Genomic DNA, 19,006 nt, shown 5'->3' on the forward strand with positions numbered 1-19,006 from the left:
GCTCACAAATGTTCACCCTTGAAAAATCGCTGGTAGCAGGTGAAAAACTCGTCGTCACGCTGTTGATGATCATGGCCTTTGCCGTGATCGCCTTCATGGTACCGGTCCGCTACTTTAACTGGCAGATCCCAGACCTCAGTGAGGTTGCTATGTATTCGATCGCGTCCTTGACTTTCCTTTGCATCGGTTTGCTTGTGCGCACCGGAGGACACATCTCCATCGAAGTAGCAGCCCTTGCCAAATCGCAACGACTGCGATTCATCCTGCGCCAGATCGCCAACGTTGGAATCTTGTTGTTCGTTGTGCTCTTCGGAATCCAGGCTTTCAAGCTGCTTTCCGCTGCGATGACCGGTGCGTGGGTCAGCTCAGAAATGAGCATCCCGCTGTCGGTTCCCTTCGGGGCGATGGTCATTGGACTGCTCTTCGCCACCTTCCACACACTCATGAACCTCGTGCGTGACCTCAGGGTGCTTCGCACCCCTGGAGCCGAATTCGAAATGGAAAATGACGAGGTGATCCCCGAATGAAATTATCAGTGATTATCGGCGCTTTACTCTTTTTGCTGATTGTCGGTGTCCCTATCGGTTTCGGCTTCGCCATCGCCGGCATCGCCGGGGCAGGCGCGGCGGGAATTCCCGCTGGCATCGTGGGCAACGCCCCATTCTTCGCCGTGGCTTCAGTTCCGCTGCTTGCCATTCCCTTCTTCATCTTGGCTGGCGAACTGATGAATCGCGGGAAGCTCATTGATCGTTTGATTGACGTTGCCGATTCTCTGCTGTCCTGGTTGCCAGGTCGCTTGGGGCATGTCACTACGGTTTCCAGTGCATTCCTCGGTGCGATGACCGGTTCCTCGGTGGCCACAGTGGCGGCCATCGGCTCCAGCGTCGGCGAGCGCATGGTGCGTTCGGGCTATAAGCGTGGCTACGTGGCTGCGCTTGTAGCCAGCAGTGGCCTGCTCGGCGTGCTGATCCCACCAAGCATCCCGCTCATTGTTTACGGCGCAACCGCAGGTGTGTCGGTATCTGAGCTGTTTATCGCCACTCTTGTTCCGGGTTTGATTATGACCGTGGCCTTCATGCTGGTTCACGCCCTCAGCCTGCGCAGCGTGTACAACCCAGCGACAGCTACATTGGGCGGCATGGGTTCTCCCGGACCCGGTGCCACTATGACCCGCACCGAGATCGTGACGCCGTTCAAAACCAAGGTCATTCGCGCTCTGCCTGCGTTGATCATGCCGGTGATCATCCTGGGGTGCATCTACACGGGTGTCACCACCGCCACTGAGGCGGCGGCAATCGCTGGTGTCTACGCACTGCTTGTTATCCTGATCGGTCGGATGGTGAAACTCAAGGACGTACCGAGCATCTTCTACCGTGCAGCGGTAGTATCCGGCGCCATCTTGGTAGTTATCGCTTTTACCAGCATCTTCAATAAGGTACTGACCCTGATGCGCGTTCCACAAGATCTGGCGGACTTCACCGTCGGGTTGACCGATAATCCGATGACCTTCCTTGTCTTTGCCAACATCCTGCTTTTCCTGGTGGGCATGTTCATGGAAACAAATGCCGCGGTGCTGCTCATGGCCCCGCTATTGTTCCCAACCGCAATGGAGTTCGGAATCGATCCGGTGCACTTCGGCATCATTCTGGTTACCAACATCGAAATCGGCCTGATTACCCCTCCGTTGGCAGCAAACATCTTCGTCTCGCTCAAGGTAAATAAGGCGACTTTGCCTGAGACCCTCCGCTACATCTGGCCTTTCGTGCTCTGCGCGATCTGCGTTCTGATGCTCATCACATACATTCCAGCGCTCACGCTCTGGTGGAAATAGGAAAGAAGAACCATGTCACAAGGAAAACTTGCCGCAATGAGCGGTGTGCGCAACATTGAGATCCGTGAATACCCATTGCCAACCCCGGCCTCCGGCCAGGTACTGATGCAGGTTTCCAAGGCAAATATTTGCGGTTCCGACATCCACATGTGGGAAGGGAAGCATATTTTCCGCGACCACGTCATGGGGCACGAGATGACCGGCGTCATCCAGGAACTCGGCGAAGGTGTCACCACCGACTCCGCAGGGACCCCGGTGCAGCCAGGTGACCGCATTGTTCCGGTGTACTACCAGACCTGCCGTCGCTGCGCAGCATGCACGCAAGGCCTATTCAACATTTGTGAGCGCGGTAGCGATTTCATGGGTGCCCCTGCTGCCAATGCCCCTCACTTCACGGGCGGCTTCGCTACCCACTACGTGGTGCAGGCAGACCAGTATTTCTATAAGGTGCCGGACGCTGTCAGCGATGCGGTGGCCGCGGGAGCCAACTGTGGTTTCGCCCAGATGCTCTACGTGATGGACCAGTGCGGTCCTCTCGGCGGTCGCACCGTGGTAGTCCAGGGTGCGGGTGGGGTCGGCTTGTTTACTTCCGCTATCGCCTCGCTGATGGGCGCCACCGTGGTGGTCATCGACTCGGTAGCAGTCCGCCTTCAGGAGGCCCTGCGTTTCGGCGCGAGCCACGTAATCAACATGGTCGACGTGCCAACCATGGAAGGCCGTGCCTTGAAGGTTGCCGAACTGACCGGTAGCGCACCGGATGTGGTGGTAGACGTGACCGGTGTTCCGGCGGCACTGAACGAAGCGATTCGACTAGTTCGCTTGGGTGGACAGGTGGTCGAGGTGGGTAGCGTAAGCGTCGATGAGTCCCAGTCTGTCTCGATCCTTCCTGGATTGATCACCCGCAAATGCCTGACGGTGCGTGGCACCTTGCGCTACCAGCCGTGGTACCTGTTGCGTGCGTTGAACCTGTTAGCTGCTGAAGGACACCGCTTCCCCTTCGAAACCCTCACCGACCGTGTCTACACGCTGGCTGAGACTCAGCTGGCCATGGAGCGTGCAGCGAATCGGGAAGTAGCTCGCGCGATTATTGAACCGAATGCAGTCAACGCATGAGCCAGCTCCAAACCGCACTATTCGCGCCGGGCAGCTCGCAGCGCATGATGGCTAAGGCCTTGGCTCTGCCGGTGGACGCAATCATCCTGGATTTAGAGGACGCGGTGAGTCCGCTGGAAAAGGACACCGCCCGCGAATACGTGGTGCAAACTCTGCAACTGGACTCGGCCGCGCAACGCTGGGTGCGCATCAATCCGGTGGGTACCGGTTTGCAGGTCAACGACCTGGCGGCCATCTTGCCTGCCCACCCGGACGCCATCATGGTGCCCAAGGCCGATGAAGCATCCTTATCGGTCTTGTCCAACCAGCTGGAGGAATTCGAAGCCACCGGTGCGGTCGCACCGCCGCTAATCGCGTTGGTTGAAACCTGCCGTGGTCTGCTGCAGGTTGCAAGTATTGCCAGCAACCCTCGGGTCAGCGGGCTGATGCTCGGTGCTGAGGATCTGACCGCGGAGCTGGGCATCTCCCGCACCGAGCAGGGAAACGAGATCATGCTGGCTCGTCAGCAACTGGCCATCGCCGCCAGGGCCTACAACCGGTTTGCGATGGACACCCCTCATCTGGCGATAGCCAATACCGAGGCGTTAGCCGCCGACGTAGCTACGGCCCGCAACCTTGGAATGACATCCAAAGCCTGCATCCACCCAAGCCAAGTTTCCACAGTGCAAGAAGGCTTCGGTTCTACCGCACAAGAAGTCACGTGGGCTCACCGCGTGCTGGCAGCTCTGGATCAGTCGCTGGCCGAAGGCCGGGGTGCCTGCGCGTTGGACGGAAAAATGATAGACGCTCCCGTCGCTGCCCAGGCCCGCCGCATTCTGGCTGCCGCTCCCAAAGAACTACAAGACTAAAACTACTCAGGAGGAATTCCATGTCCGAGAACAACACCACCGTAGAAGAACTGATCACTCGCGCCCGTGCCGCACAGAAGATCGCGGCAGGCTACGATCAGGAGCAGGTGCGCCGCATTGCCGGTGCCATTGGCCTGCTGGCCGTAAACCGTGCAGAAGCTTGGGCCGATATTGTGCTGGCCGAAACTGGCATGGGCCGTCGCCAGAGCAAAATCGACCGCACCGCAGGCCGTGCCCGCGGCCTTATGCGCGATTACCAGGAGGTGCGCACAGTCGGCGTCATCGAAACCGACGAGAAGAAAAACCTGATCAAGATCGGCAAGCCGGTAGGCGTCGTCGCATCGTTGGTGCCAACCACCGTACCCGAAGGTGTGGTCTTCATGGGTGCCATGAACGCCATCATGGGGCGCAACGCTACGGTCTTCTCCCCACACCCACGAGCCAAGGGGAGCACAGCGCGCGTGGTGGCCGATTTGCGGGAACTGCTGCGCCGTATGGATGTTCCAGAAGACCTACTACTGTGCATTGAGAAGCCGAGCCTGGCCGCGACCGATGAGCTGATGAAGTCCTCGGATCTCGTCGTTGCCACCGGTGGTGCACCGATGGTGCGCGCGGCCTATTCCTCGGGTACCCCGTCCTACGGTGTGGGCGCGGGCAACGCAGTGGTTGTCGTGGACGAAACAGCAGACCTTGACTACGTAGCTGGCGAGGTCGCCTTCTCGCAGATGAACGACTACGCTATCGGTTGCTCCACCGAGAACTCGGTGATCGTGCTGTCCGAGGTGTATGACGAAGCCGTAGCCGCGTTCAAACGTTCCGGTGCGCACGTGTGCACCGCGGAGGAAAAGGCTAAGCTGCAGGTCAGCTTGTTTAAAGATGGACATCTAAACCCGGATGTGATCTGCAAGTCGGCCTCCGTCATGGCGCAGGCTGCAGGTTTTGAGGTGGCTGAGGATACCGACTGGCTGATCGTGGAGGAATCGGGCTTCGGCGCGGACTACCCATTCTCCGGCGAGAAGCTCTCGGTGGTCGTCACCTTGTACAAGACGGACAAATTTGCCGAGGCTATCGATCTGGTCAACGGAATTCACGCGCACAGCGGTGCCGGCCACTCCTGCGGCATCCACTCCACCAACGACGATCGCATCATGGAATTCGCCGAACGTACCAACACCACTCGTGTGGCGGTAGGCCAGGCGACCACCAAGTCGAACGCCGGCGGCTGGACCACCGGTATGCCGCTGACCATTAACCTTGGTTGCGGTACTTGGGGTGGAAACATTGTTTCCGAGAACATCACCGTGAAGCATTACATCAACACCACGTGGGTGGCCAAGCCAATCGTCAATCCGGTGATCCCAAGTGATGAAGAGCTCTTCGGCGACTTGCTCAAGGAAGATGTACTGTTCAGCGGATACAATAACTAAAGATCCAGTTAGAACTACGCTGGGGTGGGCGGGCTCAACGCCTGCCCACCCCTGTGGCCTTCTAACGGAATTAATTTATTGGGGTAGATGACTACCCGCGTACGGCGATAGTGTGCAGTACTTTGCGGGCTACGTTGTGAATATCTCGAGGCTGGAGCTCACCGTGGACTTTCCATTTTCAGATAATCTGACCGGGCGTCTGGTGCAGCACCTTGGTGGGTTCGAATTGGAACAAAGGCTGCCTAGCGAACGGGATCTTGCGGAGACCTTGGGAGTCAGCCGTACCGCGCTGCGCGACCGGCTCATGCGTTTGGAAGCCATCGGCGTGGTTGAGCGTCGCACTGGTTCGGGCACGTACTTGAAGAGACTCTCTGCCAAGCGCGTCAGCGATACCTTGGCCATTGGCATGGCAGTCAGCGACTTGGAACCGTCGGCAATGATTCCAGTGCGCGTGGGCCTTGAGCGCGAGGCGGCACGCAGAGCAGCAATGCGTGCAGATCATATCAATCTTGCTCGAATGATGATGGCCGTAGAACAGATGGGGCCGGACAGCAACCAGCAGGACTTTCGCGAGGCTGACCTACTCTTCCACACCGCGCTCATTGATGCTTCTGGACTGTCTGGGCTAGTGTTTTTTGCCGAGATCATGCGCGACTTATTGTGGGCCACGATTCATGAAGTCTCATTCGATACTCGCCAGGCGCAATTGCAAACAATCCATCTGGATATCTATGAAGCAGTTCGCGAGCAAGATCCAAAACGTGCTATGGAAGCTGTTGACGCGCACTTCGACTGGTTGGACGAGATGATGGTTCTGGGAAAAATAGAGTCCTAGGTCCTAGGGCACCGATAGCTTTCCTTTCATCTCTTGCGTGGAGTACTTTTTCGTGCAGTAACAAAACCATCAAAAGCCACCAATACGAGGGCGAAAAACAGCAGTAGATATGTCCACAGATCTGCTATTTGTGGCACCTGACCCAGCGTTATTGCAACGAGCACCAGTAATAATGGCTCGATGTATCCCAGAAGCCCGAAAAGCGGCAGAGGTAGCAACTGAGCTGAATTTAGGTAAAGGCCCATCGCGATCGCACCCGCTATTCCTAGAGCCACCAATAGTGCGGTATTTGGAATCGAATCAAATTTGAAGCTGGCGCTGCTCACCAAGATGGCGGCTAGGGGAGCTAGCAGCAACACCTCTGCACCAAATACCGCGGGCCCATCAAGTTTCGAAGCACGCCGAATAATGAAATACACCGGATAGCCTAGACAAACCACGAAAGTTAGCCACGATAGAGCGCCACCGAAGACCAACGAGGTGATGGTGGCTACCGAGGCTAAGACAACAGCCAGCCATTGAAGTGGTCTGACGGAATCTTTGAAGATCAAACGTCCGGAAAGAACGAGCACTATGGGCATCAACAGAAATCCCATAGCGGAGTCCAAGGCATGTCCCGAACGCGGTGCCCAGCCAAACAGCCACAACTGAACTCCCACCAACAAGCTTGTCACCACCAGCACCACAATTTTTTTTGGATGTGCCGCTAATACCGCAAACACCCTACTGGCTTCCGTACGCGCCGCCGGAACGGTGAGGACGCAGACGTAGAATACGAGCGTCAGTACGATCCGGAATGCAAAAATCACCGAGGCCGAGACGGTCGGTACGATGCCAGATAGATAAAAAACGACGCCAAACATGATTGAGGCTCCAAGGGACGCACTAACACCCTTGAACGTCGTCGTGCTGCCACTTTGGCTCATGTCAGATACTGCTTTCAATTTGAACCCAAATCACAGAATATAACATGGCGGTCGAGAACAACGAGCTGAAATGACGTAGGGGAGATGCAGCGTATTACGGTGTTTTCGATTGTAAATCCTTGGTCGGCCTTCCTATGCAGGAGCAGCACTGGTGTGGTGATTTCAGCGACCTAGTACGAGACACATTTTCGGGCCGAACAGGCCCGCTGAAGCTGATAGATCCGTCTAGAGTCAAAATTCTGCCACGATAAAAGGCTCATGGAGAGAGCGCCCAATCGCAGTATGGTAGTGGCCTGTAGCGGGCCCGCGGAACGCCCCTCGCAATGTGGCTCGGAACCATATTTAGGAACTCAACAGTTAACCATTGTTCTAATGTGGTGTATTACGGTGAAATCATGATGACATCAGCCGCATCCTCTGCACTAGAAGTCGACGATTCCGTTATTCTCGGGAAACTTCTTTCGGAGCGCTGGAGCTCCCGCGCATTCCTCGATGAGGATGTCCCTCGGGCCACCATCGAGCGTTTGCTTCAGATGGCCCAGCGCACTGCATCGTGGTGTAATACCCAGTCCTGGGAGGTCATCGTGACCAGCGGGCAAGGAACCGAACGCTTCCGCGAGGCCATGATGGAGTCGGCCGGTAAGAATCCGGCGAAGTTTGATTTGGAAAAACCCACGGAATACCGCGGTGTTTACCGAGAGCGGCGGCGAGCAAGTGGGTGGCAATTGTATGAGGCTGTTGGCGTAGCGAGAGGAGACCGAGAAGCCTCCGCGCAACAGTCGTTTGAAAACTATCGATTCTTTGGCGCACCCCATGTCGCAATACTTACCACGGATGCTGACCATGGCGTCTATGGAGCAGTCGATGCAGGTATGTACGTTGACAGCTTTCTTCTGGCCGCTCGGAGTCTCGGGCTGGGGGCAATTCCACAGGCTGCCCTCGCCGGACATTCCGCCCTCATCCGCAAGCATTTTGAGATCCCCGAAGACCGGAAGATCTTGCTCGGTATTTCCTTCGGGTATGCGGATGAAAGCCATCCCGCCAACAGCTACCGCACCTCGCGCGCGCCCCTCACGGACGTTGTAACGTGGGTTGATGGGTAATCGGTCCGGCGCCCTGCTATCTGGCGAGCCGTCGTGACGCCAAGGAAGGTATGCGTGTTCTCGCTAACTTCCGAAAACGACAAATAGGAACGCCACTTTCTTTGCGCGCGGGAACCTTCGCTACGGTCCTAGGACTGCACGATTTTAATTACTCTGCGCGGTAGTCGTTTTTGTAGTGCGAGATTTTGCGCTGCGATTAGCCGTGGAGGGAATCTTCAGCGCTTTCGACTCGGACTACCTGCCGTCGCAGTATGCTTACGGAGGCTTTCACACCGGCCCAGCAAAGGTACTTCAGTGCATCTGAATCGATGGGGTTGAACACGGAGAATCCTGTCATCTCTGGCGGTCTGCCCAACTGTGGTGCCATCAAAGAAGGTCTCCGCATGGATCCGCCGCCGTGCATGGAAGCCAACGGGTGACCCCGCGTGCTGCGCACTGTCACGGTTCGAGGCGCCGCTTCAAATTGCCCTCTGTGAGGCCAACTAATCGCAACGCCTATTCTTCGTTCGGCGCTAATCGCGGATGCATTCCTTCAACAAGTAGAAGGTTGATTTTGGCCTGCCTCCAGATGTTGGTTTCTGATTTCTCAGTTCAACTTCGGGGGAGTAATTCACTTTTCTTGGTCCCTCTTAGCGTCCCTCGGTCGGTGGCCTGCCCTCATCCAAAAGTACTATTTACAGCGTATTGAGATACTTCATAGGGTGGTAATGGAAGATTCCCAACACCTCTCAGGGAGAAGTTCACGTGTCAAAATCAAGATTCCTTCGCGTTTCTGTAGCGGTATCCATTTCGTCGGCCCTCGTGCTGACACCCCTAGCCGCAAATGCAGGAACGGTCGCACCGCCTAACGCTCCAGCGGTGACTAGCCAGAGCGCTTCGTCCTTGTCAGGGTCTTTGACTGCTAGCGACTGGAGAGAAGTAGCGAAAAGAGCCTCCGCAGCCTCTGACGTTTCTTCGGCACAAGCCGCAAATGCCATGGCAGCACGCAAGGCGGGATCTACAAATGTAGCCCAGCCGGCCAACATCATTACAACGCTGGCCAAAAAAGCAGCTATCGCGGCGCTTCGGTACAGTTCAAATAAGATACCCGCGAAACTGCGACCATACGCAAACAAGATTGCGAATTTCCTCGAGGAACTCGAAAACTGGCAAGAAGGACCAATCATTACCGGTCTCATGGCCTTGGGCGTCCCTTATGACGTAGCTTCGGCTGTCGCCACATGGGTTGTTGTCTTCGGTGGTATCTAAGAGGTCTCAGCTACGTTAGGTTCCGATGAACAAATTGAATACCCCTGAAAAATTCGGGCTTGGATTCTACTTAGCCATGGTGACGCTCGTAACCGGGCTGCCGGTACTTCTGGGTTTTTTTGCGCCACTATGGTTTTCCCAGTTCGGCGCTCCGAAGCCAGGAATACTGCTCTGGTCTGCGCTGTTGACCATTGTTTTCGTCTTGATAATTCTAGTTTTGGGCGAAATTAGTGATCGGATCGTTCTAAGGGTCTTCAACAGCGCGAGCAAGGCCGCTGTACAAACTTTGCAGACGCTTTTGACCTTTGTCGTCATGATTGGTTGCTATCGTCTCGTGATGACTTCTTACCAAGCGGCTCTGATCGCAGCGGTAACCGCGACTCTGGGATATTTGGTGCTCTCTCCGGTAATTAACCGGTTGGAGAAAAAAGCTCCTCGCAGTGACGTCTAGACCCGCCGGTAGTTCTATGTAGTCCAAAGGCCGGTTGATCATTCGATGATCTGTCCACCGATTTTCTAGTCGGTGGGCAGATCTTTTTAATGACGATGTTGATGATACTCAGAGCCGCTGGAAGCTATCGCTGAGGGCCGGTGCTTTGGAGAATGGTCCGCCGTATTGCAGCGTCTTTGCTGGGGAGCCTTCACTGATTATCCGAAACTGGCATTTAACACTTAGTCGGCATCGGCTGACTTTGGACAGCGGAACCGTAAAGTCACTCCGGCATGAATTCTTTGATCGTGTCAACGTTTGTTCGGCACAAACCGCTGGACTGCTGAATGGGCCAAAGGTTATCCCTGAGCAAAGTTCAACTTCACTTTGAGCTATTGAGATATTGAGCTATTGAGGTTCGATAGAGATATCTGAGCGGCGGGGTATCGGGACGAGGCAACGTTGAACATCACTCGTCCCGACAGCCTGCGCTCATGCGAGGCGAATGTCAGGAGAAATTCACTACCTTGGCCCCCACCATATTCTGCGCAAAGAAATCGGTGATCTCTGTCCGTGCGTTTAATGGCAAAACGTGCGCCACATACATATCAGGCCTGACAATCACCAGTGCGCCTGCGCGGTCAATCTTGCGGTCCTCGAAGATGTCGTTGTGCGGAATCGCGGCATAGACCTTCTCCCAATCGGTCACCTTGCGTTGCCCGACCTTAGGCATGAAGAAGCCTGGAACTGCGCCTAGGTCCACGTCGTGGTACCCCTGCTGATAGATCACCTTGGCGTCAAATACGCTATCGATATCGACTCCCTCGGGAGTGAACTGCGTGACCGGAGAATCAGCGGAGGTTTCCAGCCAGTCGGCCAGCTCGGCTACGGCTTGACCCGATTCGTCCGCGAAAGCATACAGCCGCCAGCGGCCGTCGGCACGGAAATGGTGGCCAAGCTGCACCGTTGTTGTATCGCAGACCCGCGAAACCTCGGCTGATTTGAAGCGCATGCCCAGCGGGAAGTTTGGGGCAAGATCCTGTCTTGCGCTGCTACCGATTAAGCTGGAGGACGGGTACCTCGTGTCGAAGCCGCCGGGGAAGTTAGCGGTACTGGTGAAGAAGTCAACGATCTCATGCGGGCCCGCCATTTCCTCAGGGCTCCGCGACATCATGGCCGACCATTGCTTGTCATAGTCGATCAGCTTCTGCGCTACATCCTGGCGTTCGTCATTGTAGGTCTGCAGCAGGGACTCATCGCTGCGTCCTTCCAATACCTGGCCGAGCTTCCAGGCGAGGTTCCATCCGTCTTGGATGGAGACATTCATGCCCTGACCTGCTTTGGCGCTGTGCGTATGGCAGGCATCTCCGGCAATGAATACATGGGGGTTCAACGATGGATTCTTTTGAGCTGCCACATCGTCGAAGCTCTGCGCTACCGAGTGGCGGACCTCGTAGATGCTGAACCAGGTCACTTCTTTAACGTCCACGGTGTAAGGAGACAAGATGCGATTGGCTCGCTCGATGGCCTGCTCGGCGGTCGTGGCCCGGACCCGCTCCCGGTTTTCGCCGGTAGGAGTATCTAGCGAGACATAGAAGCGGGTCAGGAAGCCGCCTTCGCGTGGGATGAGCAGGATTGAGCCATCCTTATCGGATGCGATGCCGCTGCGGGTGCGGAAGTCCGGAAAGTCGGTATTGGCAAGGATGTCCATGACGGCCCATGCCTGATCTGCCGGGTCGGTGACTACTTCCACGTCGATGCAATCGCGGACCTTGCTGCGTGCTCCGTCGCAACCCACCACGTACTTCGCGCGAACCGTGCGCTGCTCGCCGTGCTCATCCAGCAGCTTCACCTCAACGGGATATTCACCTTCCTCATGCACGGTCAGGTCCAGGAACTCAAAACCGTAGTTGACGTTGATCCGTGCCGGACCATTGGCCGCACGCTGCGCGAAGTAGTCGATGACCCGGGCCTGATTGACGGTGAGGATGGGGAATTCACTGACGTAGGCCGGTGGATCATCGGCCCGAGCCCCGCGGGCAATTTGCGTCGGATCATCTGGTTTGGGGCCCCAGAAGCTCATTTCACGCATGTGCGCCGCTTCGTGGGCGATCTCTTCATAAAACTCGAAGGCCTGGAAAGTTTCGCAGCTGCGTGGAAAGAGCCCATCGGCGCGGCCCGCCACCAGGCGGTCGGGCCGGCGCTCGATGATGCGGGTGTGAACATCTGGATATTCGGTCAGCTGGGCGGCCTGCACGATGCCGGCGGGTCCCGCGCCCACAATGAGCACATCCATGGTCTCAGGCAGTTCGGCGGTGCGATCAATGCCCGTGCCCTGCGCGGTTCTGATGCGCGGGTCGCGGCCAATGTAACCGTCGTGGTGGTACTGCATCTTGTGGGCTCCTTAGCTGGGGAAGTGGTCCTTCATCTCCGGATGGTGACGCGGAACACGTTGTGAACTGCTAGTAATCCTGCTCGGCCGGCAGGTGTTTCACCAGCCCGGACTTCCATCCAGCGGAAGGGCTCTGTCAGGCCATTATTTGCAGATTTCTGCAGTTAAAAAAGGCACGGCAGCAGGCATCGGGCCCCGTTGAATGGGGTCTGATGCCTGCTGCCGCTAGGGGGTTCCTAGTTAGCGCACCTGCCGGTGGATTGACTTGTAGCTCAGATACGCGGCTAAGCCTTCGGGGCCGTATTCGGTGCCCAGACCCGAATCGTGGCGACCGCCAAAGGGCGCTGCATGATTCGAGGCGAAGAAGTTCAGTCCCACGCTTCCGGTGTCCAGCTGCTCGGCAACCCGCAGCGCGTGTTCCTCATCCGCGCCGAAGACCAACCCGCCCAGGCCGAACTCGGTATTGTTCGCCAGCTCGATTCCTTGGGCTTCCGACTCGTATTTGAGCACGGTAATCACCGGGCCGAAGATCTCTTCACGCGAGATTCTCATCTCGGGTTCGACATCGGCGAAGACCGTGGGCTGAATGAAGAACCCGTCCGCCAACTCACCTTGCAGCTGCGCTTTTGCGCCTCCGGTGACCGCACGGGCGCCTTGGGCATGTCCGGATTGCACATGCTCGAGCACTCTGTTGTACTGGCTGCGGTTGGCCGAGGGGCCAAACACGGTCGCGGGGTCCAAGGGGTCACCCTGCGATGCGGCGCCAATGGTTGATGCAATCACGTCCACCACCTGATCGTAGCGCTGCGCCGGGGCCAGGATTCGGGTGGAAATGTAGCAGGTCTGTCCGGTATTGCGCATGCAGGAGCGGATCAGCCGCGAACCCAGCACATCCAGATCCGCATCGGGCAGGACCAGCGCGCTGGATTTGCCGCCCAGCTCCAGGGTGACCGGACGCAGCAGCTCGCCGCAGGCCCCGGCGATCTTGCGCCCCACCGGGGTTGAGCCGGTGAAGGCCACCTTGGACACCAATCGGTGGCGCACCAGGGTATCTCCCAACCGGCCCGGGCCGGTGACCAGATTGGCCACGCCCGCCGGGACTCGGGCAGCCGCCAGCGCATCCATGATGATGCGGAAAGACAGCGGGGTAGGGCTGGCCGGCTTCATCACCACGGTGCACCCTGCTAACAGTGCCGGGGCCAATTTGATGACCATCAGGTTGATGGGGAAGTTCCACGGGGCAATGAGCGCGCACACACCCACCGGATCGCGGCGCACCAGCGACTGCCCGGTCCCGTTGGGGAAGGGGCGCAGATCCTCGTTTTCCAGCAGCGGTGCCAGTGAGGCGAAGTAGCGGAAGATGCTTGCGGCGTTAGCCGCCGCACCTGCGGTCTCCGAGACGGGGGAGCCATTTTCCAAGGTGTTGGTCAGCGACAGCTCGGTAGCCCGGGCTTCGACCTCATCGGCGATGCGCAGCAGCAGGGCCGCTCGATCCGCGGGCGTGAAGGCTTTCCACGCTGAACTGCGCAGGGCCCGGTGTGCCGCGCCGACCGCCGCCTCCACGTCGCCTTCGGTGCCTTCGGGCACCGAACCCCACACCTTTGCGGTAGCAGGGTCGGTGACTTCGATGCGTTTGGACCCCGTTGAGGCGACCCAGCGGCCATTGATGAAGTGGGTGTCCACATGGCGGTAGGGTATCGCTAAAGATTCTCGGGTCATGGCGGTGGTGCTCATCTGAGGACCTCCGTGCGCAGCAGCTTGCGGGAGCGGGCCAGGTCTGCGGTGGCCATATCCACCGCGGCCTGAGTGATCAATTCCGGAATAATCTCGGTTTCCAGCCGGTCGGTGTAGCGCGCCGGATCCTGGTCAAACCAGCCCGAGGCCAGGGCGATGCCCGCGTGGTCAAAGCGCCACAGCCGGTCCGCGTCGCGCATCAGCGCGTCCTCCAAGGAATAGGCCACCAGCCGGGTGTCATGCCCGTCGATAATCAGGCAGACCGCCTCGATGAATTCTTCGGCAAAACCCAGCGGGGGCAGCACCCGGCGGGCTACCACGCAGCCCTCGCGCTCATGCTCGTAGCGGATGTCTGCCTTGCGCCAGTCGCCGCGGAAGCCGTCGGAGATGATCTTGTCCTTGTCCACGTGGGCCCAGCCGGTGTCGTGCAGCAAGGTTGCCACCAGCACTAGGGTGCGGTCAGCCTCCGGGTAGGCATCGCACAATCGGCGGGCGAAGGACAAGGAGATGGGCAGGTGGATGTCGTTGCCACGCGCGCGGGTCTCGGGAACCACCGCGGCCCAGAGCCGATCAAGTTCTCCATCTTCATGGATATCCAGGGCAATGGGCCCGGTATTCACTTCACCGGTGGCCGGCAGCGGTCTGGTCTCATTCAGGGTTGTCATATCGATCCTTAGGCAATCAAAGTCTTGAGCGCGGTGGCGGGGTTGCTGGCGGCGTCCGGGTTGATGTTCTTTCCCGCGGCGAGAGCCTGTTTGACCGCCATGAAATCCAGCGGAGCGTTGACGCAGTCCGCGGCGATGATATGTCCGGCACGGTAGTAGAGCACGGTGAATTTGCCTTTATCGGGCACTTCACGGCGCACCGTGGAGTCAAAGCCCATGGACAGCCCGGCGATCTGCAGTTTCATATTCGCCTGGTTGGACCAGAACCAGGGGATGCCCGCGTAGGCTTCGCGCTGGCCCATCAGCGAATAGGCTGCCACCTTTGCATGCTCCACCGCGTTGTTCACCGATTCCAGGCGGATGCGCTCGCCGGAAGGCGAGCCGGGCACCGGGTTGGGCATATTGGCCACGTCGCCCACCACGATGGTGTGCCCGTCCGAGGCGACGGCGTGTTCGTCCACCACGATGCCATTATCGATTTTCAGCCCGAGTTTTTCGCCCAGCGCGGTATTGGGAATGACGCCGATGCCGATCAGCACGATCTGCGCGGCAATTTCCTCGCCGCTCTCCAGCCGGACCGCTTGCACGGCGCCGTTACCATCATCAACGATCTGCTCGATGCGTGCGCCGATGCGGATATCCAGGCCACGGTCACTGTGCTGCTTGCGGAAATATTCGCTGGTGTCTTCACCGACGGCACGGCCCACCAGGCGCGGGCCGTATTCGAGGACCGTGACCTTCTTGCCCATGGCCTGCAGCGAGCTGGCCGCCTCCAAGCCAATGAACCCGCCACCGATGACCACCACGTCGGTGGCATCCGGGGCCAGCGCCTTGAGCTTGAGCGCATCATCTGCATTGCGCAGATACACCACTCCGTTCAACTGCGCTCCCGGGGCTTCGAAGAGCCGCGGCCTGGCGCCAACTGTCAGCGCCAAACTGGCGTAGGGGTAGGCGGTGCCGGAGCTTCCCACTGCTTCACCGCTGCCGTCGGGGTGCGCGGAAATCGATTCGATGCGTTCGCCCTTAACCAGGGTGATGTTGTGCTCGATCCAGTAGTCGTTGGAGCGGAAGATCAGCGATTCGGACCCGACCTTGTCCTGCAAGAATTCTTTAGACAACGCCGGACGCTGGTAGGGGCGGTGGTCTTCCTCGCCCAGCAAGGTGATGTGCTCGTTGTAGCCCAGGGCGCGTAGCGAAATGGCTAGCTGCACCCCGGACTGCGAGGCTCCGACAATCAACAGCCCGGTGGCTGTGCCCGGGGCCGGGGCGTCGGCGCCGGCCAGTGAGGGGGAGAGTATCTGGGTGCTCATGGCTAAACCTGGGTTTCCGGGGTGGTGACGTGGATTTCCTGCTCTGCGCAGATTTTGATCTGGCAGGACAGCCGGGAGTTCTCTTCACGGTCCACCGCGGTGCCGTAGAGCATTTCGTCTTCCATCTCCTCCATGGGCTCCAGGGCTTCAAAGTCCTGGGCCGCGACGAAGACGTGGCAGGTGGCGCAGGACAGCGAGCCACCGCATTCGCCGACGATGCCTTCCACGCCGTTGCGGACGGCGGTTTCCATGATGGAGTCCCCGGTGTTGGCCTCGATGACCTGGGTGGCACCTTCAAAATCGGTGAAGTGTACTTTCGCCATGATGTTTCTCCTGTTCGGGTTCAGCAGCTGAGCGGGCTCAGATGAATTGGCGTCCGCCGTCGACGACGAGCGTTTGGCCGGTGATGAATGATGAGTCGGGGCCGGCCAGGAAGAGCGCGGCGCCCACAATGTCTTCGGGCTGGCTGGCCCGCTTCAGTGCTCCGCGGTCCACCCCGTAGCTGGCGGCGTCATCCATCAGGCTCAGGCTCGCCTCGGTGAGGGTGAAGCCCGGGGCGATGGTGTTCACAGAAATCTCGCGGCGGCCCAGTTCCTTGGCCATCACGCGGGTCAGTGCGATCACCCCGCCCTTGGAAGCTACGTAGTGGGCCCACTGCTCGGAGCCCGAATACACGGTGGCGCTGGCTAGATTGATGATCCGGGACCCCGCGCCTAAGTGCGGGGACAGCGCCCGGGAGACCATCCAAGGCCCCTTCAGGTTCACGTTCATCACCTTGTCCCATTCGTCGGGGTTGATGTCTTCGAATTTTGACCGGGTCACGGTGGCGTAGATGGCGGCGTTGTTGATCAGCACGCCGATGGTTCCGCCGGCAAACTGCGCCGCGGCGGCGGCCAGCGCGTTGGTCGACGCGGTGTCGGTGACATCCACTTGGAAGGCCGCGGCCTCGCCTCCGGCCTGGCGGAGCAGGGCCGCGGTTTCTTCGGTGCCGGCCAGGTCGATGTCTGCGGCGGCCACCTTGTAGCCGCGGGCCGCGAAACCTAAGGCGAAGGCCCGGCCCAGACCGCCGGCCGCGCCGGTGATGAGTACCGTCGGTGAACTGTTCATGGCTTTGCCTTTCTGCAGAAGATGATCAAAAGTTTGGGGGTTGGGTGCCGGCCACTTGGGGCAAGGGCCGGCACCCGGGGTAGGCGAGGGCAATTCGGAAGAGCTTGGGGGGCTTTCCGAGAAAGCCTCACCGGTAAGGGGGATTAGTGCTGGTGGGCGTGGGAGTGCGCTCCTGGCCCGGCCACCAAATCCGCATCGGTCAGGATCTGCACGGTGCCCTTGGTCCCGTCAACACGCAGCAGATCTCCGGTCTTGATGGTGGTCGAGGCGCTGCCGGTTCCGGTGACCGCCGGCAGGTCGTACTCGCGGCAGACAATCGCCGCGTGGCTCATCATGCCGCCGATATCTGTCACCGTGGCCTTGATCTTGCCGAAAATCGGACCCCAGGACGGGGCGGTGATCGGCGCGACCAGAATTTCACCTGCCTGGACGGAAGAGAGGTCATCGGCGTGCATGACCACTCGGGCGGGACCCTCCACCAGTCCCGGGGAGGCTGCCATGCCCTTGAGCACGTTCTCCTCGGCGTCCTCGTCGTTGCCCAGCCATGACTGCACCTGTTCGGTGGTGATGCCCCACAGCATCCGGGTGAATGGTTCGGTGATGACCTCCGGCGGGGTGTTCAACGCGGGAGCCGGGCGAGCGGTCTTCAGCGCGTCGACGATGCCTCGGCGTTTGGCGATTTTCTTTGGCAGGGCTACCGCAGCGATGGGGGTGCCTGAACCCACGCCGAAGGAAGTCACCAGGTCAAAGAGCACGTCACGTACCTCGTTGCGGCCCAGGTAGAGCAAATCTTCTGGATCTTGGAAGACTCCGGCATCGGCGAGCATCTTTGACAGCTCACGGATCTTGCGCCAGAACACACCCATGGTCCAGTGCTCGATATAGAAGTTATGGTTCTCCACGTAGGGGTAGGCGGTAGCCGCCAGTGAACGCTTGGCTTCGAAGACCGCAGCGGTTTCATCATCAAGCAGTTCGGTGTATTCCTGGACGATGCGGTCCTTCTCAGCAATCAGCTTTTGGGTAGGACGCAGGATCTGCGCGCCATCCTGCACACGGCGGATGTAGTCCGCGACGAAGTCCAGCGGGATCTCCGGGTGCTCATTCCAGTACTTGTCATGAGCATAGAAACCATTGCCGATGGTGAAGTTGAACCATGGGTTATGGGCTTCTTCCCACTGCTTGATCCAGCGCTCGCCGCCCGGTGCTGCGGTGATGGCTGCCAAGGTCGCGGCCGGGTCATCGGTATGCGAGAAATGATTCACCAGATCCAGTTCAACTGCCAGCAGGGCCAGTGACTTGACCTCATCATCGGGGCGGAACAGTTCCATATCCACACCCTGCACCATGGTGGCGATGGACAGATCCGGGATGTTCGGGAAAACTTCCTTGCAGAAGTTGAAGAAATCCAGGTACGCAATGTACCCCAGGTTCAGGAACTCGAAGTGGTACTGCCAGTTCTGGTAGGTCAGCGAGATCAGCCGGTCATAGTTATCCAGCAGATTTTCCGAGCCGTCCTTGCCCACGCCGTTGGTGATGTCCTCGAAGGGAACAATCTCCGGCAGCGGGTCAAAGCATAGCTGTTCCATCTCGGCGATGGTGCCTTTGACCTTATTGTGCCAAGCCGCCAGCTTATTCTCCCAGTCGCCAAAGTAGTGGCCAATACGGGCCTCGAACTCTGGAACCCGCGCTGCGATTTGTTCCTCGGGGACGGGGATGGGCGACATGTAGAGGTAGCCAAGGTGGACGCGGAAGTCGATGCCATTGGCGTTCGGGATCATCAGGTGGCGGGCGTTGTATTGGCCTAGGCATTTGACCGCGAATTCGCCACCGATGGTTTCAAAGGGCTTAAACACCGTGGGCCAGTGCGAGGAATCGCAGAACCAGAATTTGGCGTCTTCTTCTTCCTTCAGCTCGTCCTGGAAGACCAGGTAGTAGGGGTAGATCTCCTCCCATCCTTCGGCGCCGGCTGGTACCGGCAAATCGGATGGTTTAGGGAAGGACTTCATTGTCATGACTTGCACCCTTTCAGGGACTTGG

At 58.6% G+C, this 19,006-nt stretch carries 17 protein-coding genes; 9 read left to right on the plus strand and 8 right to left on the minus strand.

Going from position 1 to position 19,006, the window contains the following annotated elements; translation table 11 throughout:
• Nucleotides 1–8: 8 nt before the first annotated feature.
• From VJ369_RS13555 to VJ369_RS13580, 6 genes are all read left to right on the plus strand, one after another.
• Nucleotides 9–527 carry a TRAP transporter small permease gene (locus VJ369_RS13555; RefSeq protein ID WP_324092599.1) on the plus strand — a complete coding sequence of 173 codons (519 nt, stop codon included), beginning with the start codon at nucleotides 9–11 and terminating at the stop codon, nucleotides 525–527.
• Nucleotides 524–1,831: a TRAP transporter large permease gene (locus tag VJ369_RS13560; protein WP_324092600.1), complete on the plus strand. Its 1,308-nt coding sequence runs from the start codon at nucleotides 524–526 to the stop codon at nucleotides 1,829–1,831. Before VJ369_RS13555 ends, VJ369_RS13560 begins: the two co-directional genes overlap by 4 nt.
• Before the next feature lie 12 nt (nucleotides 1,832–1,843).
• A complete protein-coding gene (locus tag VJ369_RS13565; protein ID WP_324092601.1) occupies nucleotides 1,844–2,944 on the plus strand; it encodes a zinc-binding dehydrogenase in 1,101 nt (366 codons plus the stop codon).
• Entirely contained in the window at nucleotides 2,941–3,792 is an 852-nt protein-coding gene (locus VJ369_RS13570) for a CoA ester lyase (protein ID WP_324092602.1), read from the plus strand. Before VJ369_RS13565 ends, VJ369_RS13570 begins: the two co-directional genes overlap by 4 nt.
• 20 nt (nucleotides 3,793–3,812) lie before the next feature.
• Nucleotides 3,813–5,219 (plus strand): aldehyde dehydrogenase family protein, encoded by a 1,407-nt coding sequence (locus tag VJ369_RS13575; RefSeq protein WP_324092603.1) that lies wholly within the window; start codon nucleotides 3,813–3,815, stop codon nucleotides 5,217–5,219.
• 163 nt (nucleotides 5,220–5,382) lie between these two features.
• Complete coding sequence (locus VJ369_RS13580) at nucleotides 5,383–6,054, plus strand: FadR/GntR family transcriptional regulator (protein WP_324092604.1); 672 nt, start codon at nucleotides 5,383–5,385, stop codon at nucleotides 6,052–6,054.
• 26 nt (nucleotides 6,055–6,080) lie between these two features.
• Here VJ369_RS13580 and rarD read toward each other — a convergent pair whose 3' ends face one another.
• Nucleotides 6,081–6,980 carry an EamA family transporter RarD gene (gene rarD / locus VJ369_RS13585; RefSeq protein WP_324092605.1) on the minus strand — a complete coding sequence of 300 codons (900 nt, stop codon included), beginning with the start codon at nucleotides 6,978–6,980 and terminating at the stop codon, nucleotides 6,081–6,083.
• Nucleotides 6,981–7,375: 395 nt separating this feature from the next.
• Between rarD and VJ369_RS13590 the strand changes: the two genes are divergently transcribed.
• The 3 genes from VJ369_RS13590 (at nucleotide 7,376) to VJ369_RS13600 (ending at nucleotide 9,782) form a co-directional block, all read left to right on the plus strand.
• Nucleotides 7,376–8,083, plus strand: coding sequence for a nitroreductase (locus VJ369_RS13590; protein WP_324092606.1), 708 nt, complete (start codon nucleotides 7,376–7,378; stop codon nucleotides 8,081–8,083).
• Between the two features lie 744 nt (nucleotides 8,084–8,827).
• On the plus strand, nucleotides 8,828–9,331 hold the full coding sequence (locus VJ369_RS13595) for a hypothetical protein (protein ID WP_324092607.1): 504 nt from the start codon (nucleotides 8,828–8,830) through the stop codon (nucleotides 9,329–9,331).
• A 25-nt stretch (nucleotides 9,332–9,356) separates the two neighbouring features.
• A complete protein-coding gene (locus VJ369_RS13600; RefSeq protein WP_324092608.1) occupies nucleotides 9,357–9,782 on the plus strand; it encodes a hypothetical protein in 426 nt (141 codons plus the stop codon).
• A gap of 487 nt (nucleotides 9,783–10,269) precedes the next feature.
• Here VJ369_RS13600 and VJ369_RS13605 read toward each other — a convergent pair whose 3' ends face one another.
• From VJ369_RS13605 to VJ369_RS13635, 7 genes are all read right to left on the minus strand, one after another.
• A complete protein-coding gene (locus tag VJ369_RS13605) occupies nucleotides 10,270–12,153 on the minus strand; it encodes an FAD-dependent monooxygenase (RefSeq protein WP_324092609.1) in 1,884 nt (627 codons plus the stop codon).
• A 240-nt stretch (nucleotides 12,154–12,393) separates the two neighbouring features.
• Nucleotides 12,394–13,887: an aldehyde dehydrogenase family protein gene (locus VJ369_RS13610; protein WP_324092610.1), complete on the minus strand. Its 1,494-nt coding sequence runs from the start codon at nucleotides 13,885–13,887 to the stop codon at nucleotides 12,394–12,396.
• Entirely contained in the window at nucleotides 13,884–14,552 is a 669-nt protein-coding gene (locus tag VJ369_RS13615; RefSeq protein ID WP_324092611.1) for an HD domain-containing protein, read from the minus strand. Before VJ369_RS13615 ends, VJ369_RS13610 begins: the two co-directional genes overlap by 4 nt.
• Before the next feature lie 8 nt (nucleotides 14,553–14,560).
• Nucleotides 14,561–15,862, minus strand: coding sequence for an NAD(P)/FAD-dependent oxidoreductase (locus VJ369_RS13620; protein WP_324092612.1), 1,302 nt, complete (start codon nucleotides 15,860–15,862; stop codon nucleotides 14,561–14,563).
• Between the two features lie 2 nt (nucleotides 15,863–15,864).
• The gene (locus tag VJ369_RS13625; RefSeq protein WP_324092613.1) at nucleotides 15,865–16,185 is read right to left on the minus strand and encodes a 2Fe-2S iron-sulfur cluster-binding protein; all 321 of its coding nucleotides are present in this window, start codon (nucleotides 16,183–16,185) and stop codon (nucleotides 15,865–15,867) included.
• A 37-nt stretch (nucleotides 16,186–16,222) separates the two neighbouring features.
• On the minus strand, nucleotides 16,223–16,969 hold the full coding sequence (locus tag VJ369_RS13630; RefSeq protein ID WP_324092614.1) for an SDR family NAD(P)-dependent oxidoreductase: 747 nt from the start codon (nucleotides 16,967–16,969) through the stop codon (nucleotides 16,223–16,225).
• Nucleotides 16,970–17,112: 143 nt separating this feature from the next.
• Nucleotides 17,113–18,981: a PEP-utilizing enzyme gene (locus tag VJ369_RS13635; protein WP_324092615.1), complete on the minus strand. Its 1,869-nt coding sequence runs from the start codon at nucleotides 18,979–18,981 to the stop codon at nucleotides 17,113–17,115.
• Nucleotides 18,982–19,006: the final 25 nt, after the last annotated feature.

Origin of the sequence: Glutamicibacter sp., assembly GCF_035257265.1 — a bacterium.
Classification (GTDB): Bacteria; Actinomycetota; Actinomycetes; order Actinomycetales; family Micrococcaceae; genus Glutamicibacter.

Coding starts and splice junctions, on each gene's coding strand:
- VJ369_RS13620 (WP_324092612.1), bottom strand. CDS start 15,862: ATGAGCACCCAGATACTCTCCCCCTCACTGGCCGGCGCCGACGCCCCG.
- VJ369_RS13610 (WP_324092610.1), bottom strand. CDS start 13,887: ATGAGCACCACCGCCATGACCCGAGAATCTTTAGCGATACCCTACCGC.
- VJ369_RS13560 (WP_324092600.1), top strand. CDS start 524: ATGAAATTATCAGTGATTATCGGCGCTTTACTCTTTTTGCTGATTGTC.
- VJ369_RS13590 (WP_324092606.1), top strand. CDS start 7,376: ATGATGACATCAGCCGCATCCTCTGCACTAGAAGTCGACGATTCCGTT.
- VJ369_RS13555 (WP_324092599.1), top strand. CDS start 9: ATGTTCACCCTTGAAAAATCGCTGGTAGCAGGTGAAAAACTCGTCGTC.
- VJ369_RS13600 (WP_324092608.1), top strand. CDS start 9,357: ATGAACAAATTGAATACCCCTGAAAAATTCGGGCTTGGATTCTACTTA.
- VJ369_RS13630 (WP_324092614.1), bottom strand. CDS start 16,969: ATGAACAGTTCACCGACGGTACTCATCACCGGCGCGGCCGGCGGTCTG.
- VJ369_RS13625 (WP_324092613.1), bottom strand. CDS start 16,185: ATGGCGAAAGTACACTTCACCGATTTTGAAGGTGCCACCCAGGTCATC.
- rarD (WP_324092605.1), bottom strand. CDS start 6,980: ATGAGCCAAAGTGGCAGCACGACGACGTTCAAGGGTGTTAGTGCGTCC.
- VJ369_RS13615 (WP_324092611.1), bottom strand. CDS start 14,552: ATGACAACCCTGAATGAGACCAGACCGCTGCCGGCCACCGGTGAAGTG.
- VJ369_RS13635 (WP_324092615.1), bottom strand. CDS start 18,981: ATGACAATGAAGTCCTTCCCTAAACCATCCGATTTGCCGGTACCAGCC.
- VJ369_RS13570 (WP_324092602.1), top strand. CDS start 2,941: ATGAGCCAGCTCCAAACCGCACTATTCGCGCCGGGCAGCTCGCAGCGC.
- VJ369_RS13565 (WP_324092601.1), top strand. CDS start 1,844: ATGTCACAAGGAAAACTTGCCGCAATGAGCGGTGTGCGCAACATTGAG.
- VJ369_RS13605 (WP_324092609.1), bottom strand. CDS start 12,153: ATGCAGTACCACCACGACGGTTACATTGGCCGCGACCCGCGCATCAGA.
- VJ369_RS13575 (WP_324092603.1), top strand. CDS start 3,813: ATGTCCGAGAACAACACCACCGTAGAAGAACTGATCACTCGCGCCCGT.